Source organism: Candidatus Defluviilinea gracilis (assembly GCF_057138825.1).
Genome location: NZ_DBNHEF010000086.1, coordinates 14,478 through 40,347, shown reverse-complemented (window position 1 = coordinate 40,347; position 25,870 = coordinate 14,478). Strand labels below are relative to the sequence as shown.

Annotated in this window: 25 protein-coding genes; 23 read left to right on the top strand and 2 right to left on the bottom strand. The window is 55.5% G+C overall.

Annotated features, from left to right (window positions below; all coding sequences use genetic code 11):
- Window positions 1-394: 394 nt before the first annotated feature.
- Both AC16KF_RS18875 and AC16KF_RS18870 read right to left on the bottom strand, forming a co-directional pair.
- Window positions 395-736, bottom strand: a complete 342-nt coding sequence (locus tag AC16KF_RS18875) for a type II toxin-antitoxin system PemK/MazF family toxin (RefSeq protein WP_484038918.1) — start codon at window positions 734-736, stop codon at window positions 395-397.
- Window positions 726-974 carry a hypothetical protein gene (locus AC16KF_RS18870; protein WP_484038917.1) on the bottom strand — a complete coding sequence of 83 codons (249 nt, stop codon included), beginning with the start codon at window positions 972-974 and terminating at the stop codon, window positions 726-728. Before AC16KF_RS18870 ends, AC16KF_RS18875 begins: the two co-directional genes overlap by 11 nt.
- A 140-nt stretch (window positions 975-1,114) precedes the next feature.
- On the opposite strand from AC16KF_RS18870, the gene AC16KF_RS18865 reads away from it, so the two are divergent.
- From AC16KF_RS18865 to AC16KF_RS18755, 23 genes are all read left to right on the top strand, one after another.
- Window positions 1,115-2,203 (top strand): carbohydrate kinase family protein, encoded by a 1,089-nt coding sequence (locus AC16KF_RS18865; RefSeq protein WP_484038916.1) that lies wholly within the window; start codon window positions 1,115-1,117, stop codon window positions 2,201-2,203.
- Window positions 2,204-2,311: 108 nt separating this feature from the next.
- Window positions 2,312-3,748 (top strand): trimethylamine methyltransferase family protein, encoded by a 1,437-nt coding sequence (locus tag AC16KF_RS18860; RefSeq protein ID WP_484038915.1) that lies wholly within the window; start codon window positions 2,312-2,314, stop codon window positions 3,746-3,748.
- Between the two features lie 80 nt (window positions 3,749-3,828).
- Complete coding sequence (locus AC16KF_RS18855) at window positions 3,829-3,987, top strand: hypothetical protein (RefSeq protein WP_484038914.1); 159 nt, start codon at window positions 3,829-3,831, stop codon at window positions 3,985-3,987.
- Entirely contained in the window at window positions 3,984-4,742 is a 759-nt protein-coding gene (locus AC16KF_RS18850; protein ID WP_484038913.1) for a hypothetical protein, read from the top strand. Before AC16KF_RS18855 ends, AC16KF_RS18850 begins: the two co-directional genes overlap by 4 nt.
- 98 nt (window positions 4,743-4,840) lie before the next feature.
- Window positions 4,841-5,194, top strand: a complete 354-nt coding sequence (locus AC16KF_RS18845; protein WP_484038912.1) for an NADH-quinone oxidoreductase subunit A — start codon at window positions 4,841-4,843, stop codon at window positions 5,192-5,194.
- A 102-nt stretch (window positions 5,195-5,296) separates the two neighbouring features.
- Window positions 5,297-6,508, top strand: a complete 1,212-nt coding sequence (locus AC16KF_RS18840) for a complex I subunit 1/NuoH family protein (RefSeq protein ID WP_484038911.1) — start codon at window positions 5,297-5,299, stop codon at window positions 6,506-6,508.
- Window positions 6,509-6,570: 62 nt separating this feature from the next.
- Complete coding sequence (locus AC16KF_RS18835) at window positions 6,571-7,080, top strand: NADH-quinone oxidoreductase subunit J family protein (protein WP_484038910.1); 510 nt, start codon at window positions 6,571-6,573, stop codon at window positions 7,078-7,080.
- Between the two features lie 76 nt (window positions 7,081-7,156).
- Window positions 7,157-7,465, top strand: coding sequence for an NADH-quinone oxidoreductase subunit NuoK (nuoK, locus tag AC16KF_RS18830; protein ID WP_484038909.1), 309 nt, complete (start codon window positions 7,157-7,159; stop codon window positions 7,463-7,465).
- A 113-nt stretch (window positions 7,466-7,578) separates the two neighbouring features.
- The gene (nuoL, locus tag AC16KF_RS18825; RefSeq protein WP_484038908.1) at window positions 7,579-9,717 is read left to right on the top strand and encodes an NADH-quinone oxidoreductase subunit L; all 2,139 of its coding nucleotides are present in this window, start codon (window positions 7,579-7,581) and stop codon (window positions 9,715-9,717) included.
- A gap of 9 nt (window positions 9,718-9,726) precedes the next feature.
- A complete protein-coding gene (locus AC16KF_RS18820; protein ID WP_484038907.1) occupies window positions 9,727-11,250 on the top strand; it encodes a complex I subunit 4 family protein in 1,524 nt (507 codons plus the stop codon).
- 65 nt (window positions 11,251-11,315) lie between these two features.
- Window positions 11,316-12,827 carry a complex I subunit 4 family protein gene (locus tag AC16KF_RS18815; RefSeq protein ID WP_484038906.1) on the top strand — a complete coding sequence of 504 codons (1,512 nt, stop codon included), beginning with the start codon at window positions 11,316-11,318 and terminating at the stop codon, window positions 12,825-12,827.
- Window positions 12,827-14,281, top strand: a complete 1,455-nt coding sequence (locus tag AC16KF_RS18810) for an NADH-quinone oxidoreductase subunit N (protein ID WP_484038905.1) — start codon at window positions 12,827-12,829, stop codon at window positions 14,279-14,281. The genes AC16KF_RS18815 and AC16KF_RS18810 overlap by 1 nt, the downstream gene beginning before the upstream one ends.
- A gap of 394 nt (window positions 14,282-14,675) precedes the next feature.
- A complete protein-coding gene (locus AC16KF_RS18805) occupies window positions 14,676-14,987 on the top strand; it encodes a hypothetical protein (RefSeq protein WP_484038904.1) in 312 nt (103 codons plus the stop codon).
- A gap of 2 nt (window positions 14,988-14,989) precedes the next feature.
- Complete coding sequence (locus AC16KF_RS18800) at window positions 14,990-16,075, top strand: V-type ATPase subunit (protein ID WP_484038903.1); 1,086 nt, start codon at window positions 14,990-14,992, stop codon at window positions 16,073-16,075.
- Between the two features lie 30 nt (window positions 16,076-16,105).
- Complete coding sequence (locus AC16KF_RS18795) at window positions 16,106-18,097, top strand: V-type ATP synthase subunit I (protein WP_484038902.1); 1,992 nt, start codon at window positions 16,106-16,108, stop codon at window positions 18,095-18,097.
- A 90-nt stretch (window positions 18,098-18,187) separates the two neighbouring features.
- Window positions 18,188-18,619, top strand: coding sequence for an ATP synthase subunit C (locus tag AC16KF_RS18790; RefSeq protein WP_484038901.1), 432 nt, complete (start codon window positions 18,188-18,190; stop codon window positions 18,617-18,619).
- 14 nt (window positions 18,620-18,633) lie between these two features.
- Complete coding sequence (locus AC16KF_RS18785; protein WP_484038900.1) at window positions 18,634-18,939, top strand: V-type ATP synthase subunit F; 306 nt, start codon at window positions 18,634-18,636, stop codon at window positions 18,937-18,939.
- Between the two features lie 39 nt (window positions 18,940-18,978).
- The gene (locus tag AC16KF_RS18780) at window positions 18,979-19,593 is read left to right on the top strand and encodes a V-type ATP synthase subunit E (protein ID WP_484038899.1); all 615 of its coding nucleotides are present in this window, start codon (window positions 18,979-18,981) and stop codon (window positions 19,591-19,593) included.
- A 1-nt stretch (window position 19,594) separates the two neighbouring features.
- The gene (locus AC16KF_RS18775; protein WP_484038898.1) at window positions 19,595-21,361 is read left to right on the top strand and encodes a V-type ATP synthase subunit A; all 1,767 of its coding nucleotides are present in this window, start codon (window positions 19,595-19,597) and stop codon (window positions 21,359-21,361) included.
- On the top strand, window positions 21,361-22,788 hold the full coding sequence (locus AC16KF_RS18770) for a V-type ATP synthase subunit B (RefSeq protein ID WP_484038897.1): 1,428 nt from the start codon (window positions 21,361-21,363) through the stop codon (window positions 22,786-22,788). Before AC16KF_RS18775 ends, AC16KF_RS18770 begins: the two co-directional genes overlap by 1 nt.
- Window positions 22,775-23,404, top strand: a complete 630-nt coding sequence (locus AC16KF_RS18765; RefSeq protein ID WP_484038896.1) for a V-type ATP synthase subunit D — start codon at window positions 22,775-22,777, stop codon at window positions 23,402-23,404. Before AC16KF_RS18770 ends, AC16KF_RS18765 begins: the two co-directional genes overlap by 14 nt.
- A gap of 263 nt (window positions 23,405-23,667) precedes the next feature.
- Window positions 23,668-25,278, top strand: a complete 1,611-nt coding sequence (locus AC16KF_RS18760; RefSeq protein WP_484038895.1) for a Mur ligase family protein — start codon at window positions 23,668-23,670, stop codon at window positions 25,276-25,278.
- On the top strand, window positions 25,260-25,856 hold the full coding sequence (locus tag AC16KF_RS18755; protein ID WP_484038894.1) for a GNAT family N-acetyltransferase: 597 nt from the start codon (window positions 25,260-25,262) through the stop codon (window positions 25,854-25,856). Before AC16KF_RS18760 ends, AC16KF_RS18755 begins: the two co-directional genes overlap by 19 nt.
- Window positions 25,857-25,870: the final 14 nt, after the last annotated feature.

The window sequence follows — 25,870 nt, the reverse complement described above, 5'->3', positions numbered from 1 at the left end:
TTCAACTTTGCCTGTGCTATACTCCATTTTAGATCCTCCTCGGTCTTTTTGCTTGTCTCTACTCGCAATTGTACCGAGAAGGATCTACTTTTTGCTCTTTGTCAACCTACTTTGGTAAAGCCATAATCATAGTGAAAAAAAAATGACAACCCCTATTTGTCCCATTTTCTCGCATCATTCTGTTGTTCTATGTGCAAGCCGTTTTTTGTATAACGAGAACGGCGTATAATACCCCCATGCCAAAATCCCCTCCTGAATATGTTGGCTTTGGGATGCTGACGCCTGAAAGCCAAAGGTGACAGCCATCACGAAGATGACCGTCACCTTTGCATGCCGAACGGGTGGACAAAAAATCGGAGCCTCTCGACTCCGATTAGATGGCAATTGCTACCTCTTATTTAATTCCAAATAGCAATTTCAGCTTTGCATCCACTTCCTTTTGAGCGGGCGTGGATAATTGTCCCAATTCACGGACGATAACACTTGTCGCAACCGTCATCATGCGATGGAGTTGTAAAGCCGAAGAGACGCGCAATCCTGTGGCGGAAAAGTCCTTGTCCGATTCTGTGAATACGATGTCAGTAGAGAGCGGCTTGTTGGGAACGCGGCTGGTGATGAATGCCAGAACAACATGCTTGTGTTCACTAATTGGCTCGGTAAGACAAACCGCAGGACGGACCTTCGCGCTGGAAAGATCGTCAAACGGAAACGGGACAAGCACCACCTTATACTTCATAGAACGGTTTGCCGTCACTGATGGAGTAAATATCTTCTTCGGGGTCGCGTAGATACTCAAAGGCGGGATTGTTCAAGGAGACTGTTAGCCATTCCGCTTCTGTCCAATCATCGGCGATTTCTGTCAGCGGTGAAAGGACAATCACACGGACGCGTTTCGGTCCCGCGAAAGGAAGCAAACCATCCACTTGAAGTTTATGGTTTTCGTCAACCGTCCCTGTCATTTCTATGGCTGTCATCGGGGCTTCCATCTTGCACATTTCCTTTCTATGGATTAGCGGAGAAAACTCGATTCGGTTTTCGCTATTATAACCCTGTGATGCGGCAGATGAAAACGAACTTTTCGACTCACTCATAGAGAACAGCGTATAATACCCCCATGCCAAAATCTTCCCCTGAATACGTCGGTTTTGGGATGCTGACGCCTGTTGAGATTATGGTGCTGGAGAAACTTCCTCGGCATAACACAGGCGCGATCGTGACTGAGGTCAACGAGTTTGTGTTTGATGACGCCGCGATCGTGGCGTGTTTACTTCGTCAATGGGACGTGTCCGCGGGGATGATCGGCACCGCCGTCGGCGACGATGAACGCGGGCGCGCGCTTGCCAAGCGATTGAAGGATTGGGGAGTGCAGGGCAAGGTGAGATTCACGAAGGAATACAAAACTCCGCTTGAGGTGAACGTCTCAGACCGCAAAGGCGCGCGGACGTACTTCTGGCAGCGCACGCCTCAAATCCTAGCGACGCTTGATTCTGCTGACCTCAAGTTGATCCGCGGCTCGAAAGTTTTATACGTCGACTGGTACGATGGCAACCACGTCATCCGCGCAATAGATGAAGCAAACCGACTCAAAGTCCCTGTGTTTGTAAATCTGGAGCACGGACATAAATACCCCGATGTTTTGAAAAAATATGCCGACCGCGCCATGTTCTGTCAGGCAGTGACCGATGCCGCGCAACTCGGCGGCAAGCGCGCGCTGATCGGCACGGCGCGCAAGTTATTGAAATCGGGAATTGAAACCGCCATCATCACCCTCGCCAAAGGCGGATGCCTCGTAGCGCGAGGAAATGAGATTGTCCGTGTGTTCGCTCCCCAAGTCAAAGCCGTGGACGCGTGCGGGGCGGGGGCGACATTTTCCGCAGGCTTTATTTATGGTTATCTCAAAAATTGGAACCTTGAACAGTCTGCGCGATTTGCGACAGCCGCCGCAACGTTAAAAGTCAAACGCGCGGGATTGCAAATGTTTTCGGTTGCTGAAATTTTTGAGCTGGCTAACACATTAAAGGTTGAGCATTGGGCGTTCAAGAATAACCGCTTCGAGATACTCGATAGAATTATGAATATCCCGCGTCAAGTAGCCGCGCAAGGCAAGCGCGCACAGGATAGAATTCTTCGTGAACTCAGGCTTCCTAAGAAAAACGCGTCTCATGTACAGCCGCACACGAAAGTGAAAAGGAAGACAGTTTAAGTGCGACCATAGACGTTAGACCATTAACCGTCGTCCATACCCCATGGTCTATCGTCTATTGACCATGGTCATTGAGCGTGTAACAACTTTATTGTCAAAGGACATTCCATGTCGTTCGCCGAACTTCTTACACAAGATCAAATTCAAAAAATTCACGACGCCTCGTTGGAGATTCTTCAAGAGACAGGCTTCAAAGTCCGCTATGTGCCTGCGCGGGAGTTGTTCGCCAAGCATGGATGTTCGGTGGACGGCGAGCGAGTCAAATTTCCGCGCGAGGTGATCGAGAAATACCGCAAGATGGCGCCGCCGTCGTTCACGTTCCATGCGCGTGACCCGAAATTTGACAAGACGATTCCGCGCGACAGCCCGGTCATCGTCACGGCGAGTTCGGCTCCCGATATCATTGACCCAGTTACAGGTCACGAACGACGCGCCGAGTCTGCGGATATTGCCCGCATCGCGCATCTCATCAATGAATTGCCAGGGTACGATATGTTTTCCATCTCCACGCTGGCAGACGACGCGCCGAAAGATCAATTCACCATCTCGCGTTTGTATCCTGCGTTGAAATATTGTCTCAAACCTATTCGCGCGACGACGACCGATCACAAAGATACGCTGGCGATGATGGAGATGGCGTACATCGTCGCGGGCGGGGAAGAGGCGTACAAGGAGCATCCGTTCCTCACGCACCATTATTGCCCGACTGTTTCGCCATTGACGATGGATGTGCTTTCCACTGAAAATGTAATGTACTTTGCGGGCGAGGGCTTGCCTGTGTATCCCACCATCGTCCCGAACGCGGGACTCACGTCACCCATGTCTATGGCGGGGACGTTGGTGCAAGGCAACGCGGAGTATCTCGCTACGGTCGCGTTGATGCAAATGGTGAAAGAAGGCACGCCGACAATTTATGCCACGCTCGCAACGGTCGCGGACATGCGCTCGGGCGCATACACATCAGGCGCAATTGAGTGCGGCATGTTGCACATGGCGTTTGCCCAACTCGCGCGTTTCTATAACGTGCCATGCGGCGGTTATGTCGGGCTGACAAATTCAAAATTGAATGATGCGCAATCGGGCTACGAAACTGGCATGTCTGGGATGGGTGGCATCGTCGGTGGCATGGACATGTTCAACATCGGCGGTTTGATCGATGCGTTGAAAACTTTTGATTTCGCCAAGGCTGTGATTGATGATGAAGTGGCTCAGATGTTGAAGCGCGTCAAACGCGGCATCTCGTTTAGCGATGAAGACCTCGCGGTTGACCTCATCAAAGAGATCGGTCCGGGCGGTTCGTATATTGTTGCCAAGCACACGATCAACCGCATGAAGACCGAAGCGGTGATGACAAAGATTGCCGACCGCGATGCGCGGACGGCTTGGGAAAGAAAAGGCGCGTTGGATATCCAAGCTCGGGCGATGAATAAAGTGAAAGAAATTATGTCGAAGAATCCTGAGCCGTTGATCTCGCCCGAAGTGGACGAAAAACTCCGCGCCGCGTTCCCCGGTCTGGTGGCGGGTGAGTTGGCGGCGATTCAATAGTAGCGCAACGATTTTCGTGATGCAGTTCAACTGCATCACGAACGGTGGCGCCGACTTAAGTCGGCGTTACGGAGAAAATCATGTCACGCAGAATCCGAATCTTATTGGGCGTCTTTCTTCTCGCGGTCTCGCTCTCGCTGTTGATCTGGGGATTCGCGCCGTCGCGCCGCGAGGTTCGGACGCAACCTATCGCGCCGAACGAAATGCAGTTACCGTATCTTTTTGAATCTATATCATGAAAACCTCCGCATTTTTTCCGCGCTTGTTATTGGTGTTGTCGATCGCGCTGACGGTTCTCGCCTGCGGGATTGCATCTTCGGCGGCGCCTGAAGCGCCGTCAACAACGGATCAACCGGCCGCCGAGGAAATTCCCCCGTCTCAATCTGTTTCGACGGCTTTGCCAAATACTGGCGGTGGCGATTCGATCAGCCCCACATCGCAACCGGCGATTCCCGAGCGGCGGCGCATCACGCTCGAATTTCCTCCGCAGATGCGCGCGGGAGATTCGGATATTGTCCGCCTCACGCTCGAGGTGGATGATCTCGGCAATATCACGCCGACTGCGGAGGTGGGAGGCAATGTCGTCACGGGTGAAACGGTCGAAATTCCTAACTTATATGAAACGCATAACGTGATCGCCGAAGCGCGATTCGATGTCGCCGGGATGCAAGTCTCGCCGCCTGGACTCACAAGCCAGCCTCTCGCGCAGGGTGAGTCCGTTTCATTTTTTTGGAGTGTTCGCCCAGATGGAGTCGGCGTCTATCGCGGGACGGTATGGCTGTATCTGCGCTTTGTAGAACGCTCAAGCGGCGAAGAAAGCCAGAAAGCCGTGTCAGCCCAACCCGTCGAGATCGAAGCGGTGAATTTCCTCGGTCTATCGGGCGACTTGGCGCGGTCGTTCGGAGTAGTTGGTTCCATCGCAGGCACCGTCATCGGTTTCCCGTTTTTCGAAGATGTCGTGAGGTTTTTCTTCCGCAGGCGAAGAAAAAAATAGGATGAAAATCACACCAGAATAAATACTCCGTCAATTTGGGTCGGAAATCCTTTATGGTACAATCTTGCCGCTCGTAAAAAAAATTCGCAGGAGATTTTATGAGTTCGTGGGTTTATGTGGGTCTGTTTTTACTTGTTGGGTTGATCATTCCCATCGGCGCCATCGGCGCGGCGTGGGTGTTGGCGCCGAAGAAACCGAACCCGATCAAGCAAACAACATACGAGTGCGGCATCGAAACGGTGGGCGATTCGTGGGTGCAGTTCAAAGCCCAGTATTATATTTTCGCGTTGGTTTTTTTGATCTTCGATGTGGAGACGGTCTTCCTCTTCCCGTGGGCGGTGAAACTTAATTCGCTCGGCATGTTCGCGGCGCTCGAAGGCATCCTCTTTATCCTCATCCTCATTGTCGGCTTGGCATACACATGGCGCAAAGGGATGCTGGAGTGGGTGTAATTTCCATAGGATCAATGAAAAAGGCTGAATTGGTTTAACCTGTTCAGCCTTTTCTTTGTCCATCGCCTGGCCCTTCTTCCACACAGAGAAGGGGCGGGGAGGATGGCAAATTCAGGAGCAATGATGGATTTTCTCAAAGACCCTCTCAAAGTTGCGGCAGATTGGTTGCTTGGGATTTTTGCGGGTTGGGGTATGCCTGAACTTTGGGCGAACGTCCTGGTCGGTTTCCTCGGCATTTTTATTCTGATCGCTCTGCTGATGGTGTTGGATATCGTCCTCGTGTGGATCGAGCGTAAGGTGGTCTCGCGCTTCCAATCCCGCATCGGACCGAATCGAGTCGGACCGTTTGGGCTGATCCAGCCGTTCGCCGATATTATCAAACTCCTCATTAAAGAAGACACCACCCCCGAAGGCGCGGACCGGGCGCTGTATAACCTCGCGCCGATCCTTTCGATGATGTCGGTGTTGATCCTGTGGGCGGTGGTGCCGCTGGCTCCCACCATCCTCGGCGTGGATTTGAACATCGGCGTGTTGTACATCATTGCGGCGGGCGCGATCGGCACGCTTTCGATCATCATGGCGGGCTGGTCTTCGAACAACAAGTATTCGCTCATCGGCGCGTTTCGCGAGGCGGCGGTGATGCTGTCGTTTGAGATCCCGATGCTGACGGTGATGCTCATCCCAACGATTTTCGCAGGCTCGATGGGCATCGGCGCGATCACGAACGCGCAAGACACGTGGAATTTTTTCCTTGCGCCTCTGGCGGCGGTCATCTTCCTCATCGCCGCGATCGCCGAACTCGGACGCTCCCCGTTCGACATGGGCGAAGCGGAATCGGAGTTGATCTCCGGCTATAACATCGAATATTCGGGCATGAAGTTCGGCATGTTCTACGCGGGCGAACTTTTGCACGCCTTCACGTTCGGCGGTTTTTGGGCGATCCTCTTCTTCGGCGGTTATCGCTTCTTCGGTTTGGAGCAGGTCAGCGCGTTCCTTGCCATCGCCATTCTTTTCTTCAAAGCGTTCATTGGCTATTGGATCATCATGTGGGTGAAGTACACACTGCTCCGCATCCGCATCGACCACATGCTTGCTTTTAATTGGAAGTTTCTCACGCCCGTCGCGTTTGTCCTTCTGATGACGACCGCCCTGATGAACGCGCTTCTTGCCGACGCCTCAAACTGGCTCTACATCGGGGGCATGTTCCTCTCGAACATCCTCGTCGCGTGGATCTCCCTCGAAGTTGCCCGCTCTGCCAGCCGAAGGGAGCGTGAAAGAATTGAGGGTACGCAAGTGGTTGACGCGCGCCAATAAAAAAGAATTCGCTAATTCTCCAAGGCTCATCGGGAGAATTAGCGAATTGGAGAATTACTTCAATGGCCATTGACCAAATCATCTTCCTCATCGTCGCCCTTGCGACACTGATCGCCGCGTTGCGCGTGGTGACGACGGGGAATCTCATCCATGCCGCGTTTTGGTTGATCGCCGCGTTGTTCGGCGTGGCGGCGATCTTTGCCATCCTGCATGCGAGTTTTCTCGCGGTGGTTCAAGTGGTGGTGTACATCGGCGCGATTTCGATCCTGTTTATCTTCGCGGTGATGCTCACGCGCAAGGATATGCGCGACCAGGGTCCGCAGTTGAATCGGAATTGGGGATTCGGCGCGTTGCTCGCGGCGCTCGCGTTTGGCGGGCTGGTCTTTCTCGTCCACGGTTGGAGCGGCGTCACGAAGACTGCGTCAGCCTTCCCGTCCGATTTTGACGCGGTGGGGGCGTTGGGCAACGCGCTGGTGTCGCCCGATGCGTACGTCCTGCCGTTTGAAGTCGCGTCCGTGTTGTTGGTTGCCGCGTTGATCGGCGCGGTGTACGTTGCGTACAATCGAAAATGATACAACGTCCCGCAGGTTTGAACGATGGCATTGATCGTTTGCAGAAACCTGCGGGACGGTTTTTCAAGGAGTTGGTATGGTTCCATTGTCATGGTATCTCATTTTTTCCGCCGCATTATTTAGCATTGGGTTGTTCGGCGTGTTGTCGCGTCGCAATCTGGTCGCCATTTTGCTTGGCATCGAATTGATGTTGAACTCGGTGAACGTGAACCTCGTCGCCTTCTGGCGTTACGGCGACGTGACGAATATTACCGGGCAGGTGTTCACCATCATCGTCTTCGCCGTCGCCGCCGCGGAAGTGTCGGTGGGTCTGGCGCTTGTAATTTCCGTTTACCGCAAACGCAACACGGTCATTGCGGATGAGATTGATATGTTGAAATTCTAGGGAATAGAGAATAGAGAATAGATGATTAGAGAGCAGATAACTACTTTCCACTTTCCACTCTCTACTCTCTAGTTTCCACTCTCTACTTTCCACGCTCTAGTTTTGGAGGCTTTGTGTCAACCGAAACCATCATCTGGCTTATTCCTCTCCCTCCCGCTCTCGCGTTCTTTTTGATTGTGTTATTCACAAATCGAAACAAGGCGCTCAGCCACACGATCGCTGTCGGCGCGGCTTTGCTTTCGTGGCTCGGAAGCATGATCGTCTTCACGCGCGCGCTGGGCGTGGAGCATTTGGGCGAGCATCCGTTTACATCCTCCATCAACTGGCTGGCGACGGGGGAGACATGGCTCAGGATCGGCGTTCTCGTTGACCCGCTCACCGCGTTGACATTGTTCTTCGTCGCCTGGACTGTGTTGATGATCTTCATTTATAGCATCGGCTATCACAACTTCGGTCAACCGCAGGGCGACCACGACCACAAGGGCTTGCCCCCGCACGGCGCGACGGTGGACGAACACGGGCACAAGCATGTTGTCGCGTCCGTCGAGCCGCTGTACTCGCGCTTCTTTGCCTTCATCGGCTTGTTCGCCTTCGGCATGTTCACGCTCGTGGTTTCCGACAACCTGCTCACGTTGTTCATCGGTTGGGAGATCATGGGCTTGTGTTCGTATTTGTTGATCGGCTTTTGGTATGGGAAGAAATCCGCCCGCGACGCGGCGGTCAAAGCCTTCATGACCACGCGCATCGGCGATGTGTTCATGTTGTTGGGCATTGCGTATCTCTATTCGGTCACCGGCACACTTTCGTTCCGTGAAATTTTTACAGAATCAACGTTACGCACCCTGCAACTCATTCCAAGCGGCGTGCTTGGTTTCTCCACCGCAGGCTTGATCGGATTACTGCTCTTCATCGGCACGGTCGGCAAATCCGCGCAGTTCCCGTTGCATGTGTGGTTGCCCGACGCGATGGAGGGACCGACTCCCGTCAGCGCGATGATCCATGCGGCGACGATGGTTTCAGCAGGCGTATACACGGTCATCCGCATGTTCCCGCTACTGAGTCTCGACTCGCAGACGATGTCCGTCGTCGCGTTCATCGGCGCGTTCACGGCGTTGTTCGCCGCCACGATCGCCCTCGCGCAAAACGACATCAAGCGCGTGCTGGCGTATTCCACCATCTCGCAACTTGGTTTCATGATCGCCGCGCTCGGCATCGGCGCGTACATTGCCGCCATCTTCCATCTCATCACGCACGCATTCTTCAAGGCGTTGCTCTTCCTCGGATCAGGCTCGGTCATCCACGGCATGGAGCATGGAGTCTTTCGCACGGGGAATCATAAAGTTGACCCTCAGGATATGTTCAACATGGGCGGCTTGAAAAGCAAAATGCCCATCACGTTTTGGACGTTTCTCATCGGCGGCTTTGCGCTTTCGGGTTTCCCGCTTGTCACCGCTGGCTTTTGGTCGAAGGATGAAATTCTTGCCGATGCGTTTGGTCACGGACACCTCTATATCTTTGCGACCCTCGCCGTCGCCGCATTCCTCACCGCCTTTTACACGATGCGCCAGATCACGCTGACCTTCCTCGGCGAACCGCGCACAGAAGAGGCGAATCACGCGCATGAGACTCCCTGGACGATGACGCTTCCGCTCGTCATCCTCTCGGTCTTAGCCATCGGGTATGGCTGGGTCGGCATCCCCGAAGATTTCCCCCTCCTCGGCGGACTCGTCCCGAACTGGATCCATGAATTCGCCGGCGGGACTCTCGCGCAACATCCCGAAGCGGGCGAATTCCATCCCGTCCCGTTGTTGACCTCGATCATCGTCGCCCTCGGCGGACTTGGTCTCGGCTACCTGATGTATCGCAACGTCAACTCGCCTGCCGAAGACAAACTACAACTTGGCTTCCTCAAGAATAAATATTACATGGATGAGATTTACAACGCGGTCTTCGTCAAGCCCGCGATCTGGTTCGCCGACAAGGTCGTCTACCAGATCATGGATAAAGGCTTCATTGACGGCATCCTGCATCTCTTCGGTCCGGGCACGCAAGGCATCGGCGACGGCATCCGCAATTACTTTGATCTGCCCTTCATCAACAGATTCTTCGGCGACGGCTCGGCAAACGTCACCTATTTCTCCGGCGAGAGATTGCGCGCCCTCCAAACGGGTCGCATCCAGCAATACCTCATGCTCGCGTTGATCCTCTTCCTCGCCGTCGGCGCGATTTTGTATTTCTTTGTGCTGGCTTAGGAACGAAACATGGATTTCATCTCAACCCACTTTCTCTCGCTTATCCTCTTCCTGCCCGCGCTGGCGGCGGTGTTCATGCTGTTCCTACCGAGCGGCGAAAATAAATTATTCCGCTGGTTTGCGTTGGTCGCCAGTCTGATCCCGTTTCTGTTGTCAGTCTCAATTTGGTTCCAATTCAAAGCCTCCGCGCCGGGCTTCCAATTTCAGGAACAATACGAATGGTACGAAGCGCTCGGCTCCACCCTCCACCTCGGCGTGGATGGTCTCTCGCTCACGATGGTCTTGCTCACCACGCTTCTCACGCCGCTCGCCATCCTCGCCTCGTTCAACATCACTGAAAAAGTGAAAGCCTACATGATGCTCTTCCTCTTTTTAGAGACCGGCATGTTGGGCGTCTTCATGTCGCTGGATTTGCTCGTCTTCTTCGTCTTCTGGGAAGTGGGACTCATCCCCATGTACTTCCTCATCAACCAGTGGGGGAGCGCGAACCGCAACTACGCCTCGATGAAATTCCTGATCTACACCATGGGCGGATCGCTCGGACTCCTGCTCGCGATTCAACTCCTCGGCGTTCTGTTCGGGACGTACGACCTGCTCGCCCTCACCCAGCGTTGGACCTCCCTTCAACCTGATTCGACCCTGCTCGGCATGAGCGTGTCGCAAGTAAAGGCTATCGCCTTCTGGGCGTTTGCGATTGCCTTCGCCATCAAGGTCCCGATCTGGCCCTTCCACACCTGGCTCCCCGACGCGCACACCGAAGCCCCGACGGCAGGTTCGATGATCCTCGCCGGAGTCCTGCTCAAGCTCGGCGCGTATGGATTCTTGCGACTCATCCTCCCGCTCTATCCCGTCGAAGCGCGATATTTCGCCGGGGCGCTGGCTTTCCTTGCCACCGCCGCGATCGTCTTCGGCGCCTTGGCGTCCTTCGCCCAAACTGACTTCAAGCGGCTGGTCGCGTACTCATCCGTGAATCACATGGGGTTTGTGGTGCTCGGAATTGCCGCGGCAGGCCTCGCGTCCGGAACGCCCGACGCGACGATCGCGTTGAACGGCGCCATCTTGCAAATGTTCAATCATGGATTGTCCGCCGCCGGCATGTTCTTCCTCGTCGGCGTCATCTACGAACGGACTCACACGCGCAACCTCGAAGAGTACGGCGGATTGTTCGCGCTCGTCCCGGTCTACGGCGGCATCTTGGTCTTCACCAGCATGGCGTCGCTCGGTTTGCCCGGACTCAACGGCTTCATTTCCGAATTTCTCGTCGTGCGCGGATCGTGGCACATCCTCACAGCGTACACGGTCGTCTCGATGCTGGGATTGTTTTTCACGGGCGCGTACATTCTGAAAGCGCTCAAAAAAGTTTTGCACGGACCCTTGAACGAACATTGGTCGCATGGCGAGCATAAACTAACCGAGATCAACACGCGCGAGATTTTGGTCATGGCTCCGCTCATGCTTTTGATGTTATGGATCGGCGTCTACCCCGCGTGGATCCTAGACGTGATCAACAAAGCGGTTATGATGCTTTTCTAAAGAGGCAATTCCAATTCTCTATTTCTCTACTCTCTACTCTCTACTCTCTGCTTATCAGAGGCTATATGACCTTCCCCGTCCTAAGTATCATCACCTTCACCCCTCTTGTTGCGGCGCTGATCATCCTGTTGATTCCCGCCAACCGCAAGAATGAAACGCGCGCGGTTGCGTTGGCTTCGGCGGCGTTCGCGCTTGTTCTGTCCTTGTGGGTCTACTTCAACTACGACCAAACAACCGCAGGGTATCAATTCATCGAAAACTATGACTGGCTTCCCGCCCTGGGCATCAGCCTGCACTTCGGCGTGGACGGAATCAGCGCGCCGCTGGTCCTGCTGACCGGCGTGGTCATGTTCACCGGCGTGCTGATCTCATGGGGCGACGATCACCCGCATGTGATGGCTGGCATTCAAGACCGCCCGCGCGAATTCTTCGCCTTCCTGTTCATCCTGGCGTGGGGCGTGCTCGGCGTGTTCGTCTCGCTCGACCTCTTCATGCTGATCTTCTTCTATGAGATCGCCGTCTTCCCGATGTACCTGCTCATCGTCATCTGGGGCTGGAACGTCACGCGCGAATATGCCGCGATGAAGTTAACGTTATATTTGTTGATCGGCTCGGTTGTATCCCTGGTCGGCGCGCTGGCAATGTACATGGCGCAATATCAAAATACCGGCGTGTTGACCTTCAACATGATAACAATGGAAAGCGCGGGCTTCTCCTCCTCGTTCCAGATCGTTTGGTTCCTCCCGGTGTTTCTCGGCTTCGCAGTGTTGGGCGGCATTTGGCCCTTCCACAACTGGTCGCCGGACGGGCACGTTGCCGCGCCGACCGCCGTTTCGATGTTCCATGCCGGCGTGTTGATGAAACTCGGCGCCTTCGCCGCGTTGCGCGTGGGCATCATGTTACTGCCCGAAGGCGCGCAATACTGGCAATGGCTCATCATGGCGTTTGCCGCCATCGCGGTCGTCTACGGGGCATACATCGCCTTCGTGCAAATGGACTTCAAATACATGGTCGGCTTTTCATCCGTTTCGCACATGGGACTCGTGATGCTCGGATTCTCCACGCTCAACGCCGACGGTCTGCTTGGTTCGGGTTTGCAAATGTTTTCGCACGGGGCGATGACCGCGCTCTTCTTCGCCGTCGTCGGCATGATCTACGACCGGGCGCACACGCGCCAAATTCCCGAGTTGGGAGGCATGAGCAAAGCGATGCCGTTCGCCACAGTCGGGTTCATCATTGGCGGTTTGGTTTCGATGGGTATGCCGCTGTTCTCAGGTTTCATTGCCGAATTCCCGATATTCATGGGCGTCTGGCAGGTGCATTGGCTTGTGGCTGTGGTTTGCAGTATCTCCATCGTCATCACTGCCGCCTACATCATGCGCAATATCCGTCAAGTCTTCTTCGGGACTATGCCGGAGAAACTCGAAGGTCACATCGCAGACATTACCGTGTTAGACAAAGTTGCCATTGCAACGTTGTGTATTTTCATGATCGTGATCGGCGTCTATCCAAAATTCATGGCTCCAATGGTGCAGACCGGCGTTGATTATGTCCTGCGCCTGCTGGGAGGTTCGTAATGTTTTCGTCAACCATGTTCGCATCCATCCTCCCTGAAATTTTGATCCTCCTTTTGGGGATGCTTGTCCTCATCGTCGAGCCGTTTTGGAAGGAAGAGAAGCGCCGCAACGTGGGCTGGCTCACCGCCGGCGGATTGTTCGCCGCGATGCTCGTCAGTTTCCTTGCCGGTCAACCTGGCGAGCCGACCTCCGCGCTGGGCGGCATGATCCGCTTTGACTGGCTCGGCTTCTTCTTCAAGATGCTCTTCATGTTTGCCGGCGCGGCAACCGCGCTCTTGATGATGGATCACGAACGCCTCGGCAAACGCGGCGAGGCGTATCTCCTGCTCCTCGCTTCGCTCATCGGGATGAACTTGATGGCGGTCTCGTCGGACCTCGTCATGCTTTTCCTCGCGATCGAGACCGCCTCCATTCCTCTCTACGTGCTGGCTGGATTCATGTTGGGAGACGACAAATCCACCGAAGCCGGGTTCAAATACCTGCTCTTCGGCATTCTCACAACCACCATCATGCTCTACGGGTTCAGCCTCGTCTTCGGCTTCTCCGGCACAACAGACATCTACCGATTGGCGGAAATGTTCCGCGTTGGCGCGATCGCTCCGCTTGCGGCGTTCGGCATCCTGGCATTGATCCTTGTCGGCATCGGCTTCAAGGTCGCATTCGTCCCTTTCCAATTTTGGGCGCCGGATGTGTACGAAGGCTCGCCCACCCCGGTCGCTGGATTTTTATCCACCGCCTCGAAAGCCGCTGGCTATGCGGTTTTGTTGCGCCTGTTCTTCATCGCTTTCCCTGAGCCCAGCCTCTCAACATCATGGACAACAACTCTGGCGATCGTCGCCGCCATTTCCATGATCGTTGGCAACCTGCTTGCGCTGCCGCAAACCAACATCAAGCGCCTGCTGGCGTATTCCTCCATTGCGCACACAGGTTATACATTGATCGGCGTGGTCGCGCTCACGCAGTTGGGCGCGGCGAGCGTGGTGTTTTATCTGGCGGCGTATATCCTCACGAACCTGCTCGCCTTCGGCATTGCAATGGCATTCAGCAAAGTGACCGGTTTGGAAAATATTCAAGACTATGCCGGTATGAGTCGTCGCTCGCCGTGGCTGGGACTCATGATGCTGACCGCCTTCCTCTCGCTTACAGGCATGCCTCCGTTCGGCGGGTTTGTTGCGAAGGTGGTTGTCTTTGCGGCGGGCATTCAAGCCGGTTACGTCTGGCTTGTCGTCATCGGCGTGATCACATCGGTCATCGGCGCGTACTATTATTTGAACGCGCTCAAGTTCGTGTACCTCTACCGAATGCCGAATCAAGATGAAGAGAATCATCCAATCCCGCTTTCGCGCCCATACGCCATCGCGCTTGTGGCGTTGACCCTCGGCGTCATCCTCATCGGGACGATCTTCGCGCCATGGTTCGGCTGGTCCGATGCGGGCGCGTTGAATTTGTTTTGAATCGTGCCGCAAAGTTCACTTCGCGTTTTCGCCATCTAGAAACCTGCGGGACGGCGCGTAACATCCGTTGATAACTTCCCGTAGGTTCGTTCGCAGTTGCACTGCGAACGGGATGCACGATTTGCCAAGCAAATCGAACTGCATCCCCAACAGGGAATTTATATTTTTACGAACCCCCACCCTGCGGAGCGCTCCGCAGGGTGGGGGGCAGGCTGAAATTGGGAGAGAAGCGAGCGGTCGAATCGATTGACAATTCGTAGAACGTCCCGTTATAATTGTGCATAATAGCACAATCAGAACCTGAATTGTCAAGTTGTTGCGCAAGCCTTGATGATGAAGGTTTTATCCTTTACAATTGCGAACCGATGCAAGTATCTTAGCGAGGTGAAAACCGATGAACGAAAAGAATATCCGACAAGTGCTGGAGATCGAAAAACAAGCCGCGGAGTTGCAGGAAAAAGCGAAGCGCGACGCGCAGGAAATCCCAGTGCGCGCCGAGCAGGAAGCGCAAGCCTTGCTTGCCCGCGCCCGCGCCGAAGCGCAAGACGAGGCTCGCCGCATTGTGGCGGAAGCGCAATCGGAAGATAAGTCGAAGGATGTGCTTGCTTCTGTGGACGCCAAGAATAGCGAGTTCGAAGCGCAGTCGAAAAAGAATTTCGATAAAGCCGTTGCCTACGTGTTGGACCGCGTGCTCGGTAAGGCGTAATCATGGCGAGCGGCGTTACCGGCTACGCGGCAATTAGCACGAAAGTGCGGGCGATGTATTCCAATTTGCTGACCCCGCAGGATATTTCTCGTTTAAGCGATTCCCCCGATTTTCCCTCTTTAATCAGCGCGCTGAAAAATACCCAATATGGACCTTACCTCGCCACGTTGAAAGATAACGAGTTGACGCCGCGCCGTGCCATCCAGCAATTGAGGCGGCGGCTGGCTGATTCATACTCCAGCGTCGCGCAGATGTCGCCCGAGCAGACTCGTTCTCTGATCAAGCAATTGTTTCGCTATTTCGAGTTGGGTAATTTGAAGGCGGTCTTGCGGAGCATCCAAACGGTGTCGGCGTGGAATCCCGATATTGCGCCGTGGGATCGCGTGCACGAAGTGTTATTCCCGTTCGGCTCATTTTCCAGCCTGCCCGCGCAAGCCATGGTGGAGGCGGGGAATGTTCCCGCCGCGGTGGAATTGCTGAAAGGCACGCCGTATGAATCGACGATGTCCTTCGCCATGAAGCGTTTCTCTGCCGAGCAGAATCTGTTTCCGCTCGAGGTGGCGCTCGACCTGGATTACTGGCGGCGCTTGTGGGCGGAGGCGAAGAAACTCAGCGGGCAAGACCGCGAATCGGCGACCAAGATCATCGGCGCCTTGCTTGATATGAATAATTTGATGTGGGCGATTCGGTATCGCGTGTATCACAAGCTTTCAGAGGAAGAGATCATCAACTATACACTGCCGTTCGGTTTCCGCGTGCGCGATGAAGACGTGCGCGCGATTGCGGCGGGCGGGGATATTGCCGCGATCGTTTCGCGCGCCTTTCCCGCGATCGCGGAGGTGAACACGCTTCTGGAGAACCCTCAAACTGGTTTGCCCAAACTGGAGGTTTTGCTCAAGCGTCAGGTGATTCGACAGTGCACCGCCGCGTTCATCGGCAATCCCTTCCACATCGGGCTTCCGCTTGCGTTCCTCATCCTAAGCGACCTTGAGATCCAGGATTTGGTTGTGCTGATCGAAGCGAAATCCTCCGAAGTGCAAGATGATGATTTCCGTTCCGTGTTATTGAAGACCAGCCTGTTGAATTGATGCGTTTGAAATTTTGCACATGGAGATGACATGTTTTTTCCAAGAGAAATGACCGAAGTTGAGTTGATCATCCCCTCCAAAGACCTCGTGGCGGTGACGAAGGTGTTGAGCGGGAGGGGCGTGTTCCATCAGGTGGATAGCGCCTACCTGGGTTTGGAAAGCCTCGGACCCAGCACATGGCAGGACAAAGCCGCGAATTATTCCACGCTCGAACGCCGCATCCAGTCCATCATGCAGACGTTGGGGCTGGCTGAGGAGCAGAAAGGCTCCACCGAGTTCGATATTGTGGATGCCGAATCCGTTCGCCCGGCGGTGGATCGGATCGAGGGCGATGTCAAAGGCGTCGGCGACCAGCTTGGCGTCGAGAAGAAACGGCTTGAATCGCTCGAAGCGCAGTTGAAGCAACTCGAACCGATCGCGCATTTGAATTTCGAGGTCGGCTCCCTGCGCAAATCGGATCATGTGCATTCCATCCTTGGCGTAATGAAAGCGGATACCAAGGTGATCGAACGTCTCGACAGCATCCGCGTGCCGCATGTGTTGTTCGAATTGAAACGCGACGCGAAAGATGCGGTGGTGTGGCTGCTCGGCTCCAAGAATAATTCCGATGAACTCGAACGCGCCGCAAAAAGCGCCTTTTTGAATCCGCTCACCCTGCCGGAGGAATTCAGCGGCACGCCCCAGCAAGTGGTGGAAAAAACTCGCAAAGCCATCGAGGAGTCGAAGCAGAAGATCTTCGAGTTCGAATCCCAGTTGGGTAAGTTGGGCGGCGTTCACAAGGTTGAGTTACAAAAACTGTGGTGGGACGCGCATGTCAGCCGTTTGATGGCGGACGCGATCGCGCGTTTCGGTCAATTGCGGCACACGTACGTGGTGGTGGGTTGGGTTCCCGCCGCCGATATGCCCCTGCTCACCGAGAAACTGAAGCAGGCTTCGAAGGAAATCTTGATTGAAGCCATTCCGACCGAGCGTTCGGGTCATCACGACAATGTGCCTGTCGCTTTGTTGAACAACAAATGGCTCAAGCCGATTCAGGAATTGGTCACCACGTATGGTCGCCCGTCATACGGCGAACTCGACCCGACCATTCTGGTCGCGTTGACCTTCCCGATTTTGTACGGCGCGATGTTCGGCGACTTGGGACAGGGTCTGGTGATGATGCTGGTCGGGTTTCTCTCGCACAAAAAGATTTTCATGAAGGGCTTGTCCAGTTTGGGCTTGCTCCTCGTGTATTGCGGTTTCTTCGCCTCGATTTTCGGCGCCCTGTATGGGAGTATCTTCGGCTTTGAGGGTCATTTGATCGAAGAATACCTTCACTTCCACTTTGAACCTCTTTGGCTCAGCCCCCTTGAGAACATCCTCACCATTCTAGGCTTTGCCATCGATGCGGGTATCGTGATCCTGCTCTTTAGCTACCTGTTGAGTTTGTTCAACATGGCGCGCGCGCGCGATTGGGCGCATTTCTGGTTCGGACACACCGGCGTGGTGGCGATCGTTTTTTACTTCTGCTTCCTCACGATCCTGAACGGACTTTTGGGAACCACGCCGATTGCTCCGAAAATTGCGGCGGCGATCAGCACATTGCCTTTACCGTTCAATATCCTCACGCCCATTTTTGCGTTCGGCGTGATGTTCAATGGTTTGTTCCGCAACATTGCGGAAGGACATCGTCCGTTGATCGAAGGCGGAGTTGTGATGTACCTCGTGACGGCGTTCATGGATTTGTTCGAGTCCGTGATCAGCATGTTGAGCAATACGCTGTCGTTCGTCCGCGTGGGCGCGTTTGCGGTGGCGCATGGCGGTTTGAGCCTCGCGTTCTTCTCGCTGGCGGGCGAAGAGCCAACCATCGGATTCTGGATCACCCTGCTGATCGGCAACATCTTTATTATCGGCTTCGAAGGTCTGATCGTGTACATCCAGACCATGCGTTTGCACTACTATGAAATTTTGGGCAAGTTCTTCCACGGCGGAGGCATGCGCTTCGAGCCGTTGCGGCTGAACTCCTCACAAGAGGAGGCGTGAGCCCGGAGAAAGAAGCAATTAATAATACAATCTTGAACGCGCGCGACAAATCGAATTGAAAAATATTTCTACAACATAAGGAGATAAACAATGTTCTTAGCTTTTGCTGTTCTGGTTGGTTTGATCCCGGTCATCCCGGCAGTGATCTACGTGATCCAAAATGGAAAGACCAGCCCTTCGCAGGCGGTTTCCCGCATGATCACCGGATTCAACGCTTTCAATTTCATCGTCGGCTTGATGGCGGGCGGACTCGCCCTCGTCTGGCTGGCTTCCCCTTCGTCGGCTTTCGCGGCTGGCGCGGCGCAGGAAGCCGTGGTTGACCAATACGCGACTCTCGCGGCGGCTCTTTCCACCGGGTTGGCTTGCATCGGCGCAGGCATCGCGGTCGGCGGCTCCGGCGCGGCGGCGGTCGGCGCCACTGCCGAGAAGCCCGAGTCGTTCGGTCGCGCGCTCATCTTCGTGGGTCTCTCTGAAGGTATCGCGATCTACGGTTTGATCATTTCGTTCCTTGTTCTTCCGTAAGGCGCGGAACGTTCATGAAGGTTCTGGTTATCGGTCATCCTGACGCGGTGCTCGGATTCTCGCTCGCCGGCGTGGGAGGCAGGGTTGCCTCCACAGCCGATGAGGTGAATCAGGCGCTTGACGATGTCGCGTCTGCCAAAGACGTGGGCATTGTCCTCGTCACCCAGGATGTGGCTGAGATGATCCCCGCCCGCATGGAGCACCTCAAACTGCGGAGCACGATCCCGCTGGTGGTGGAGATCCCTTCGCGCGGCGGCGTTCCGGAAGGACAGGCTTCGCTTGGCGACATTGTCCTGCGGGCGATCGGTATCAAGTTATAACCCTTTCCTGACTCAGGAAAATGAATTGGAAGTGTATCTATGAATTCTGAAGCAGAAAACATCGTGGAACTCGAACGGGCGATCCTGATCGAAGCCCGCGAAGAGGCTGAGCAGATGCAGGTGGAAGCCAAAGAGAAGGCAGAAGCCATCCACAAACGCGCGCAGGAACAGGCTGAGTCCGAACGGAAAGCCGTCCTCGACCGCGCCCGGGAAGATGCGGATCGACTCCGCAGTCAGTCAACCGCCACCGCGCAGTTGAAAGCGCGTTCCTCCCAGTTGGAGCATCGCGAGAAGGTCCTCGATAACGTGTTTACGGAAGTGAAGAAACAACTGGACGCCGTGAAAAAGCGCCCGGATTACGATGCCATCGCGGCATTATTGTTGCGCGAGGCGTTGACCCAGTTGCGCGTGGGCAAAGCGGACATTCGAGCGGACGAATCGACACAAAAGGCGCTGAAAAAAGGCGCCTTGGACGAGATCGCAAAAGAACTCAAAGGCGAGTTCACGATCAGCGGCGGGCTGGATGAAGGCACCGGCGTGGTCGTGGACGCCTCCGCCGGAAAGATCCATTACGATAACACATTGGAAACCCGTTTGAGCCGTTTGCAAAACACCCTGCGCGCCTCGGTCTACAAAGTGTTGATGGGAGAATAGCATGGCAAATGAAGTAGGAACAATTACCTGGATCAGCGGACCCGTTGTCCGCGCCCGAGGCTCCCGCCACGTCGGCATGTTGGAGTTGGTAGAGGTGGGCGAGGATCGACTCGTGGGCGAGGTCATCGGTCTGAAAGGCGACCAGATGACCGTGCAAGTCTACGAAGAGACCGCCGGTATGCAAACCGGCGCGCCGATCTACGGCACGGGCTTGCCGCTCTCGGTGGAACTCGGACCCGGCTTGATGCAATCCATTTACGACGGCGTACAACGACCTTTGCCGCTCATCGAGCAGGCAGTGGGTTCGTTCATCAACCGCGGCGCGCGCTTCGACCCGATCAGCCGCGAGAAAAAATGGAAATACACGCCGAAGGCAAACGTCGGCGATGAAGTGAAAGGCGGCTCGATCCTCGGCGTCGCCATGGAAACCGACAGCTTCGAACATCGCGTGATGGTCCACCCCGACGATAAAGGCACCCTCACCTGGGTTGCCTCCGCCGGTGAATATACCGTCACTGATACGATTGCGAAGATCAAGATCGGCAAAGAAGAAAAATCGGTCACGATGTTACAGCGTTGGCCCGTTCGACGCCCGCGACCGTTCGTGCAGCGACGCGGCGCGAACATCCCGTTAATCACTGGGCAGCGTATCCTCGACACGTTCTTCCCTGTCGCAAAGGGCGGCGCGGCTGGCATCCCCGGTCCGTTCGGCTCGGGCAAAACAGTGACTCAGCACAGCATCGCCAAATGGGCGGATGCGGAAGTGATCGTCTACATCGGATGCGGCGAGCGCGGTAACGAGATGACCGAGGTGTTGCAGGAGTTCCCGCATCTTGTGGACCCTCGCTCTGGTCGCCCGTTGATGGAGCGCACCGTCCTCATTGCGAACACCTCCAACATGCCGGTTGCGGCGCGTGAAGCCAGCATTTACACCGGCATCACCATCGCGGAATACTATCGCGACATGGGTTACCACGTCGCGCTCATGGCAGATTCAACCTCCCGTTGGGCTGAGGCGTTGCGCGAAGTTTCCGGTCGTCTCGAAGAAATGCCCGCCGAAGAAGGGTATCCCGCTTACCTCGCCGGTCGCCTCGCGGAATTTTACGAGCGCGCCGGTTATGTCGAAAATTTGAACGGCTCTCAAGGTTCGGTCTCCGTGGTAGGCGCAGTCTCGCCTCCGGGCGGCGACTTCTCCGAGCCGGTCACACAACACACCAAGCGCTTTATCCGCTGTTTCTGGGCGCTGGATAAATCGCTGGCGTCGGCTCGTCACTTCCCCGCCATCAACTGGCTCGACTCCTACAGCGAATACATCGAAGACGTTGGCAATTGGTGGCGCGAAAAGACCGGCAAAGACTGGCTTGGAATGCGCACCAAAGCCATGGAGTTGTTGAGCGAAGAAGCGCGCCTGTCGCAGATCGTCAAACTCGTGGGTCCCGATGCGTTGCCGTACGCGGAACGCATGGTGCTGGAGACGTCCCGCCTCATCCGCGAAGGCATCTTGCAACAGAACGCCACAGATAGCGTGGACGCGTACTCGTCTGTGGAAAAACAGATTCGCCTGCTCGAGTTGGTGTTGTACTTCCACGAGCGCGGCATGGCGATCGTCAAGCGCGGCGCGCCGATCAATCTCATCCACGACCTTCCCGTTGTGGATACCATCATCCGCGCCAAGTCCTCGGTCACCAACGAAGAGATCAACAAGTTGGACGATATCCAAAAGATGATTGACCAGCAAATGGGTCAATTAGATGCGGAGTATAGATAATGAGCGAAGCAACAGTTTTAGGCGGTCAGGAAGTCGTCGGCGTCGGGCGCATCGAAGGTCCGATCATGGTCGTCGAGGGCGCGTCGAACGTCAGTTACGACGAGGTCGTTGAGATTCAGGACGCGCGCGGCGATACCCGCCGTGGGCGCGTGCTCGAAGTGGGCGAAGGCTTTGCCGTTGTGCAGGTGTTCGCCGGTTCCACCGGTCTTTCGATCGACGGAACGCGCGTCCGCTTTTTAGGCAACACGCTTCACATGCCTGTGGCGGAAGAAATGCTCGGGCGCATCTTCGACGGCTTGGGCACCCCGATCGACGGCGGTCCCGAACCGCTCACCGATGTGTACCGCGATGTGAACGGTCAGCCGATCAACCCCACCGCGCGTATTTACCCGCGCGATTACATCCAGACCGGTATCTCGACGATTGACGGCGTGAACACGCTCCTGCGCGGACAGAAACTTCCGTTGTTCTCCGGCGCGGGCATGCCGCACGACCAACTTGCCGCGCAGATCGTGCGTCAGGCAACTTTAGGTCGCTTGGCAGGCGCGCCGCAAACCGAGGGCGAAGAGTTCGCCATTGTGTTCGCGGCGATGGGCGTCAAGAACGACGTGGCGGATTACTTCCGCAAATCGTTCACCGAAAGCGGAGCGTTGACCCGCGTGGCAATGTTCCTCAACCTGGCAGACGATCCTCCAGTGGAGCGTATCGTTACCCCGCGCGCGGCGTTGACGCTGGCTGAGTACCTCGCTTACGATCTCGGCAAGCACGTGCTGGTCGTGTTGACCGACATGACCAACTACGGCGAAGCCCTGCGCCAGATCTCGAACGTGCGCGGCGAAGTGCCGAGCCGTAAAGGTTACCCGGGTTATTTATATTCCGACCTCGCGTCGTTGTACGAACGCACAGGGCGCATCCGCACCAGCCAAGGGTCGATCACGCAGATCCCCATCCTCACCATGCCGAACGACGACATGACCCACCCGATGCCCGATCTCACCGGCTATATTACCGAAGGTCAGATCGTGCTGGGGCGCGAGTTGTACTACGCGGGCGTGTATCCTCCCGTGACCGTTCTGCCGAGCCTTTCGCGTTTGATGAAAGACGGCATCGGCAAGGGACGCACCCGCGACGATCATCCGCGTTGGGGCGCGCAGTTGTACGCGGGCTATGCCAAGACGCAAGACATCCGCGCGCTGGCATCCGTCATCGGCGAGGAAGAACTCTCCGAGGTGGACCAGAAGTACCTGAAGTTCGGACGCGCGTTCGAGCGTGAGTTTGTCAATCAGGCGTTCACCGAAAATCGCACCATCGAGCGCACGCTGGAGATCGGCTGGAAGTTGCTGTCCATGCTTCCAAAGGGCGAGCTGACTCGCGTCACGCTCGACGAGATCAAACAATATTACAAAGGCGACGATGCCACAAGTTAATATCGCGCCAACCCGCACGAACCTGATCCGCCTCAAAAAGGAATTGCGTTTCGCCAAAGAGGGGTACGAGATCCTCGACCGCAAACGCGAAGCCCTGACCGGCGAACTCGTGCGCGTGGCGAAGGAAGCGGACACGCTTCAAAAAGAAGTGTGGGCTTTGCTTGCCACCGCCTACGATGCGATGGAAAAAGCGCGCCTCGTGATGGGTTCGGACCATGTGGAGTGGGCGGCGCTTGCCGTCAACAAAACCGTGGACGTGCACCTGCGCCTGCGCGGCATCATGGGCGTGGCGATCCCGCAGATCGAAGCGCGCGGCGAACCGCCGAAATTGCTGTACAGCCCGGGCGATACCGCCGCCGTGCTTGATGAAGCCAGCAACGCCTTCCGCGAAGTGCTCGTGCGCATCCCGCAACTCTCGATGCTCACTGCCGCAGTATGGCGGCTCGCCAATGAGTTGAAGAAAACACAGCGGCGCGTGAACGCCTTGCAGCATATCTTCATCCCGAACTACCAGCACCAGATCGAATTTATCGTCAGTTCGCTGGAGGAACGCGAGCGCGAAGAAACTTTCCGCCTCAAGTGGTTGAAGACCAAGATGACCAAGCAGGCGGCTTAAATCCTCAGCCACAGAGAACACAGAGATTTTGAGTTTTTCTCTGAGAACTCTGTGATTTCTGGGCTACGCAAAAAATGGGTTTTGACGATATACTCGTCGGAACCCATTTTGTTTTATGACCACAACTTACACAAAACGTCCCGCAGGTTTTCCTGAACCATTTTGGTCTTGCGCGTGAACCTGCGGGACGGTTTCACTTGTAAAGTATGAACACGAATCCATCGCTCCGAAAAATTTTTGCTGAACTTCCTCCGCCGCTCTGTATGTTAGATGTTCCTGATGCGCAGATCACGGGCATCTCGATTGACAGCCGCGCGGTGAAGCCCGGTCACTTGTTCGTTGCCATGCAAGGCGGAACGTTGGACGGACACGATTACATCCAAGCCGCGATTGACAACGGCGCGGTCGCAGTGGTGGGTGAGAGGGACGTGGCGCAAATTGGCAATTTGCCCTACCTGCGACTCACGAACACGCGTCAAGCGCTGACGTGGATAGCTGGTTCGTTTTACCTGTGGCCCTCTCGCCGCTTGACGATGATCGGCGTGACCGGCACCGACGGCAAGACGACGACGACCAACATCCTCTATACCATCCTCAAAGCGGCGGGACTTAAAGCCGGGATGATCTCGACCGTCAACGCGGTGATCGGCGATGAAGTCCTCGACACGGGTTTCCACGTCACCACACCGGACGCGCACGATGTGCAATTCTATCTGGCGAAGATGGTGGAGGCAGGCTTGACTCACGTTGTCCTCGAAACGACATCCCACGCATGGGAACAACATCGCGTGGATGCGTGTGAGTTCGACGTCGGCGTAGTCACGAATATCACTCATGAGCATTTGGATCAGCATGGCTCGTATGAAAACTACCGCGCGGCAAAGGCGCGACTCTTTGAGGCGTTGGAAAAGACATCCGAAAAGCCGCAGGGCAATCCGCGCTTGGCTGTGCTGAACCGCGATGACTCCTCTTTTGAATTCCTGACAAAAATTTCAGGGGCGAATAAAATGGATTATGGCTTGAACGCGGATGCGAAAATCCGCGCGGTGGAGGTGAGACACTTGCCGTCGGGAATCCATTTCACGGCAAAGAGCAAAGACTTCGAGATTCCCGTCTCGTGCAAATTGGTCGGCGGATACAACGTAACCAATTGCCTCGCCGCGTTGACTGCGACAATTTACGGCTTGGGAATCAAACCCGAAGTTGCCGCGCAGGGAATCGCCGCGCTGGAGGGAATCCCCGGTCGCATGGAACGCATTGACCTGGGGCAGAATTTCACCGCCATCGTTGATTTTGCGCATACGCCGAATGCGTTGAAGTCTGCTCTCAAAGCCGCGCGGGAAATCCTTACCGCTAAGACCGCGAAGGACGCTAAGCAAGAAGAAAATCTTCGCGCTCTTAGCGAGCTTCGCGGTTCAAAGGTTGAGGAACTTCGCATAATAGCAGTGTTTGGTTCTGCCGGGTTGCGCGATAAAGCCAAACGGCGGATGATGGCGGAGATCGGCGCGGAACTTGCGGATGTGTGCATCCTCACGGCGGAAGATCCGCGCACTGAATCACTGGCGGGAATTCTTGAGGAGATGGCGGCAGGCGCCACGTCGAGTGGAGGAAGCGAGAACGAATCGTTTTGGAGAATCCCCGACCGAGGCGAAGCGATCCGCTTTGCTGTGAATCAAGCGCGCGAGGGAGACATCGTTCTAGTCTGCGGCAAGGGGCACGAGCAGTCGTTGTGTTTCGGCGCGAAAGAATTTTTATGGGACGACCGCATTGCCGTCCGCGCGGCGTTGAGTAAACTGCTCGGCGTTGACGGACCGAGGATGCCTTATTTACCAACACAAGATTTGGAGGAGAGCGAATGGCTGGCTTTGAAATAAAACCCGTCACGTTGACCGGCAATCACGTACGACTTGAACCGATGACGCTTGAACACGTCGAAGCGTTGGCGGAGATCGGCGTGGGGCATGATTTTTGGGATTTCATGGTGTACGGCAAAATGGAAAACGCGGAGGATATGCGCGGCTGGGTGAGCGACATCCTTGCGCGCGCGGCAAAAGGGACCGACCTGCCGTTCGTCGCTGTCCATTTGGCTTCGGGGCGCGTGGCGGGCGCGACGCGGTATCTCAACATCATGCCCAACGACCGCGGACTCGAAGTAGGCGGCACGTGGTACGGACTCGACTTTCAACGCACGGTGGTCAATACCGAATGCAAGTATCTGCTGTTCAAGCACGCTTTTGAAACGCTGGGAGCCATCCGCTTGCAATTGAAAACAGACTCGCGCAACGAACGCTCACAACGCGCCATCGAGCGCATCGGCGCAGTGAAGGAAGGCGTGCTTCGCAATCACATGATCCTGCCCGATGGGATCATCCGCCATTCGGTGTACTATTCGATTTTGGATACGGAATGGGAGAACGTGAAGAAGAGGTTGGAAGAGAGGCTGGGGAAGTGAACCCGCTGGCAGGA

Excerpts from the sequence above, each read along its gene's own strand:
- AC16KF_RS18855 (WP_484038914.1), top strand. The coding sequence starts at position 3,829 with ATGTCACGCAGAATCCGAATCTTATTGGGCGTCTTTCTTCTCGCGGTC.
- AC16KF_RS18780 (WP_484038899.1), top strand. The coding sequence starts at position 18,979 with ATGAATTCTGAAGCAGAAAACATCGTGGAACTCGAACGGGCGATCCTG.
- AC16KF_RS18775 (WP_484038898.1), top strand. The coding sequence starts at position 19,595 with ATGGCAAATGAAGTAGGAACAATTACCTGGATCAGCGGACCCGTTGTC.
- AC16KF_RS18810 (WP_484038905.1), top strand. The coding sequence starts at position 12,827 with ATGTTTTCGTCAACCATGTTCGCATCCATCCTCCCTGAAATTTTGATC.
- AC16KF_RS18805 (WP_484038904.1), top strand. The coding sequence starts at position 14,676 with ATGAACGAAAAGAATATCCGACAAGTGCTGGAGATCGAAAAACAAGCC.
- AC16KF_RS18760 (WP_484038895.1), top strand. The coding sequence starts at position 23,668 with ATGTTAGATGTTCCTGATGCGCAGATCACGGGCATCTCGATTGACAGC.
- AC16KF_RS18845 (WP_484038912.1), top strand. The coding sequence starts at position 4,841 with ATGAGTTCGTGGGTTTATGTGGGTCTGTTTTTACTTGTTGGGTTGATC.
- AC16KF_RS18815 (WP_484038906.1), top strand. The coding sequence starts at position 11,316 with ATGACCTTCCCCGTCCTAAGTATCATCACCTTCACCCCTCTTGTTGCG.
- AC16KF_RS18875 (WP_484038918.1), bottom strand. The coding sequence starts at position 736 with ATGAAGTATAAGGTGGTGCTTGTCCCGTTTCCGTTTGACGATCTTTCC.
- AC16KF_RS18785 (WP_484038900.1), top strand. The coding sequence starts at position 18,634 with ATGAAGGTTCTGGTTATCGGTCATCCTGACGCGGTGCTCGGATTCTCG.
- nuoK (WP_484038909.1), top strand. The coding sequence starts at position 7,157 with ATGGTTCCATTGTCATGGTATCTCATTTTTTCCGCCGCATTATTTAGC.
- AC16KF_RS18800 (WP_484038903.1), top strand. The coding sequence starts at position 14,990 with ATGGCGAGCGGCGTTACCGGCTACGCGGCAATTAGCACGAAAGTGCGG.
- AC16KF_RS18765 (WP_484038896.1), top strand. The coding sequence starts at position 22,775 with ATGCCACAAGTTAATATCGCGCCAACCCGCACGAACCTGATCCGCCTC.
- AC16KF_RS18870 (WP_484038917.1), bottom strand. The coding sequence starts at position 974 with ATGACAGCCATAGAAATGACAGGGACGGTTGACGAAAACCATAAACTT.
- AC16KF_RS18820 (WP_484038907.1), top strand. The coding sequence starts at position 9,727 with ATGGATTTCATCTCAACCCACTTTCTCTCGCTTATCCTCTTCCTGCCC.
- AC16KF_RS18790 (WP_484038901.1), top strand. The coding sequence starts at position 18,188 with ATGTTCTTAGCTTTTGCTGTTCTGGTTGGTTTGATCCCGGTCATCCCG.
- AC16KF_RS18755 (WP_484038894.1), top strand. The coding sequence starts at position 25,260 with ATGGCTGGCTTTGAAATAAAACCCGTCACGTTGACCGGCAATCACGTA.
- AC16KF_RS18850 (WP_484038913.1), top strand. The coding sequence starts at position 3,984 with ATGAAAACCTCCGCATTTTTTCCGCGCTTGTTATTGGTGTTGTCGATC.
- AC16KF_RS18865 (WP_484038916.1), top strand. The coding sequence starts at position 1,115 with ATGCCAAAATCTTCCCCTGAATACGTCGGTTTTGGGATGCTGACGCCT.
- AC16KF_RS18770 (WP_484038897.1), top strand. The coding sequence starts at position 21,361 with ATGAGCGAAGCAACAGTTTTAGGCGGTCAGGAAGTCGTCGGCGTCGGG.
- AC16KF_RS18795 (WP_484038902.1), top strand. The coding sequence starts at position 16,106 with ATGTTTTTTCCAAGAGAAATGACCGAAGTTGAGTTGATCATCCCCTCC.
- AC16KF_RS18835 (WP_484038910.1), top strand. The coding sequence starts at position 6,571 with ATGGCCATTGACCAAATCATCTTCCTCATCGTCGCCCTTGCGACACTG.
- AC16KF_RS18840 (WP_484038911.1), top strand. The coding sequence starts at position 5,297 with ATGGCAAATTCAGGAGCAATGATGGATTTTCTCAAAGACCCTCTCAAA.
- AC16KF_RS18860 (WP_484038915.1), top strand. The coding sequence starts at position 2,312 with ATGTCGTTCGCCGAACTTCTTACACAAGATCAAATTCAAAAAATTCAC.